The 3,249-nt window shown below is 51.8% G+C and carries 2 rRNA genes; both read right to left on the bottom strand.

The window, feature by feature from the left end:
• A 5S ribosomal RNA gene (gene rrf, locus ACI3EZ_RS07280) occupies positions 1-117 on the bottom strand.
• A 78-nt stretch (positions 118-195) separates the two neighbouring features.
• Positions 196-3,112: ribosomal RNA gene (locus tag ACI3EZ_RS07275) — 23S ribosomal RNA — on the bottom strand.
• Between the last annotated feature and the right edge of the window lie 137 nt (positions 3,113-3,249).

The following is a 3,249-nucleotide window of genomic DNA, read 5'->3' as shown; positions in this document are numbered from 1 at the left end:
GCACGGCGACGTCCTACCCTCACAGGGGGCGGTCCCCCAACTACTCTCGGCGCGCTGAAGCTTAACTACTGTGTTCGGCATGGGAACAGGTGTATCCTTCAGGCCATCATCACCGCACTCTTTCCTTAAGAGAACTTCGTTCTCTCAAAACTAGCTAACAATTCGTTTCTTGCTGAACCCACCACGCCTTAACCGTTGGTTAAGTCCTCGACCGATTAGTAATGGTCCGCTCCATGTGTCACCACACTGCCACTTCCATCCTATCTACCTGATCATCTCTCAGGGGTCTTACTTCCTAACGGAATGGGAAATCTGATCTTGAGGTGAGTTTCGCACTTAGATGCTTTCAGCGTTTATCTCATCCATACATAGCTACCCAGCGCTGCTCCTGGCGAAACAACTGGTACACCAGCGGTATGTTCATCCCGGTCCTCTCGTACTAAGGACAAATCCTCGCAAATTTCCTCCGCCCGCGACGGATAGGGACCGAACTGTCTCACGACGTTCTGAACCCAGCTCGCGTACCGCTTTAATGGGCGAACAGCCCAACCCTTGGGACCGACTACAGCCCCAGGATGCGATGAGCCGACATCGAGGTGCCAAACCTCCCCGTCGATGTGGACTCTTGGGGGAGATAAGCCTGTTATCCCCAGGGTAGCTTTTATCCGTTGAGCGACGGCCCTTCCATACGGAACCGCCGGATCACTAAGCCCGACTTTCGTCCCTGTTCGACTTGTTGGTCTCACAGTCAAGCTCCCTTCTGCCTTTACACTCTGTGAATGATTTCCAACCATTCTGAGGGAACCTTTGGGCGCCTCCGTTACCTTTTAGGAGGCGACCGCCCCAGTCAAACTGCCCACCTGACACTGTCTCCCGCCGTGATTGCCGGCGTGGGTTAGAGTGTTCATACAACGAGGGTAGTATCCCACCAGCGCCTCCAGCGAAACTAGCGTTCCGCCTTCTACGGCTCCTACCTATCCTGTACAAGCTGTACCAACACCCAATATCAAGCTACAGTAAAGCTCCATGGGGTCTTTCCGTCCTGTCGCGGGTAACCCGCATCTTCACGGGTATTACAATTTCACCGAGTCTCTCGTTGAGACAGTGCCCAGATCGTTACGCCTTTCGTGCGGGTCGGAACTTACCCGACAAGGAATTTCGCTACCTTAGGACCGTTATAGTTACGGCCGCCGTTTACTGGGGCTTCAATTCTGAGCTTCGCCGAAGCTAACCCATCCTCTTAACCTTCCAGCACCGGGCAGGCGTCAGCCCCTATACATCATCTTACGATTTTGCAGAAACCTGTGTTTTTGATAAACAGTCGCCTGGGCCTCTTCACTGCGGCTGGCCTTGCGGCCAGCACCCCTTCTTCCAAAGTTACGGGGTCATTTTGCCGAGTTCCTTAACGAGAGTTCTCTCGCTCACCTGAGGATCCTCTCCTTGACTACCTGTGTCGGTTTGCGGTACGGGTAGTTAATCTCTCACTAGAAGCTTTTCTCGGCAGCGTGACATCACTCACTTCGTTACTTTAATTTCACTCCTCATCACAGCTCGTTTACCCGGAAGCAAGCCTTTTACTCACTCCCAAACTTACTGCTTGAACACGCATTTCCAGCAGCGTGCATCGTTAGCCTTCTGCGTCCCTCCATCGCTCAAACAAGATTAACTAGTACAGGAATCTCCACCTGTTATCCATCGTCTACGCCTCCCGGCCTCGACTTAGGTCCCGACTAACCCTGGGCGGACGAGCCTTCCCCAGGAAACCTTAGTCATTCGGTGGGCAGGATTCTCACCTGCCTTGCGCTACTCATACCGGCATTCTCACTTCCAAGCGCTCCACCAGTCCTTCCGGTCTGACTTCATTGCCCTTGGAACGCTCCCCTATCGCGTGACCTACGGTCACACCCACAATTTCGGTAACGTGTTTAGCCCCGTTACATTTTCGGCGCAGAATCACTCGACTAGTGAGCTATTACGCACTCTTTAAATGGTGGCTGCTTCTGAGCCAACATCCTAGTTGTCTGTGCAATTCCACATCCTTTTCCACTTAACACGTATTTAGGGACCTTAATTGGTGGTCTGGGCTGTTTCCCTTTCGACTACGGATCTTATCACTCGCAGTCTGACTCCCGGACATGGATCAATGGCATTCGGAGTTTATCTGAATTCAGTAACCCAGGATGGGCCCCTAGTCCAAACAGTGCTCTACCTCCATGATCCTTAATTCCGAGGCTAGCCCTAAAGCTATTTCGGGGAGAACCAGCTATCTCCAAGCTCGTTTGGAATTTCACCGCTACCCACACCTCATCCCAGCACTTTTCAACGTACACGGGTTCGGTCCTCCAGTGCGTTTTACCGCACCTTCAACCTGGACATGGGTAGGTCGCCTGGTTTCGGGTTTTACACCTCCATACTGAAACGCCCGTTTCAGACTCGCTTTCGCTGCGGCTCCGGCCTTACCGCCTTAACCTCGCATGCAAGCGTAACTCGCCGGTTCATTCTACAAAAGGCACGCCATCACCCCTTAATGGGCTCTGACTGCTTGTAGGCATATGGTTTCAGGAACTCTTTCACTCCCCTTCCGGGGTGCTTTTCACCTTTCCCTCACGGTACTGGTTCACTATCGGTCACTAGGTAGTATTTAGCCTTGGGAGATGGTCCTCCCGGTTTCCGACGGAGTTTCACGTGTTCCGCCGTACTCAGGATCCTGGTTGGAGGTAACCATGTTTCGTCTACGGGACGATCGCCCTCTGTGGTGCAGCTTCCCAACTGCTTCGACTACATGATTACTTGGTAACTCACCACACCAGTCCTACAACCCCAGAAAGCAAGCTTCCTGGTTTGGGCTGTTCCCCGTTCGCTCGCCGCTACTCAGGGAATCGAATTTCTTTCTTTTCCTGTGGGTACTAAGATGTTTCAGTTCCCCACGTGTTCCACTTACTAGGTTATAGATTCACCTAGCAGTAATGACCTCACGGTCATTGGGTTGCCCCATTCGGAAATCTCCGGCTCAGTGCTTACTTACAGCTCCCCGAAGCTTATCGCAGTTAGTCACGTCCTTCATCGGCTCCTAGTGCCAAGGCATCCACCATACGCCCTTAATAACTTAACCTCTCATTACCTTCCGGTAATTGATGAGTTTAGCGCTCAAGAACTTGTCTTGTTTTAAACTCTTTAAAACGCGGTGTTCTCGGTTCAATTTAATCAAGAAATCAAGAATTGTTATCTAGTTTTCAAAGAACAAAGCTG

The organism is Ligilactobacillus sp. LYQ60 (assembly GCF_045033015.1).
Taxonomy (GTDB): domain Bacteria; phylum Bacillota; class Bacilli; order Lactobacillales; family Lactobacillaceae; genus Ligilactobacillus.
This window is presented reverse-complemented; position numbering and strand designations above follow the sequence as displayed.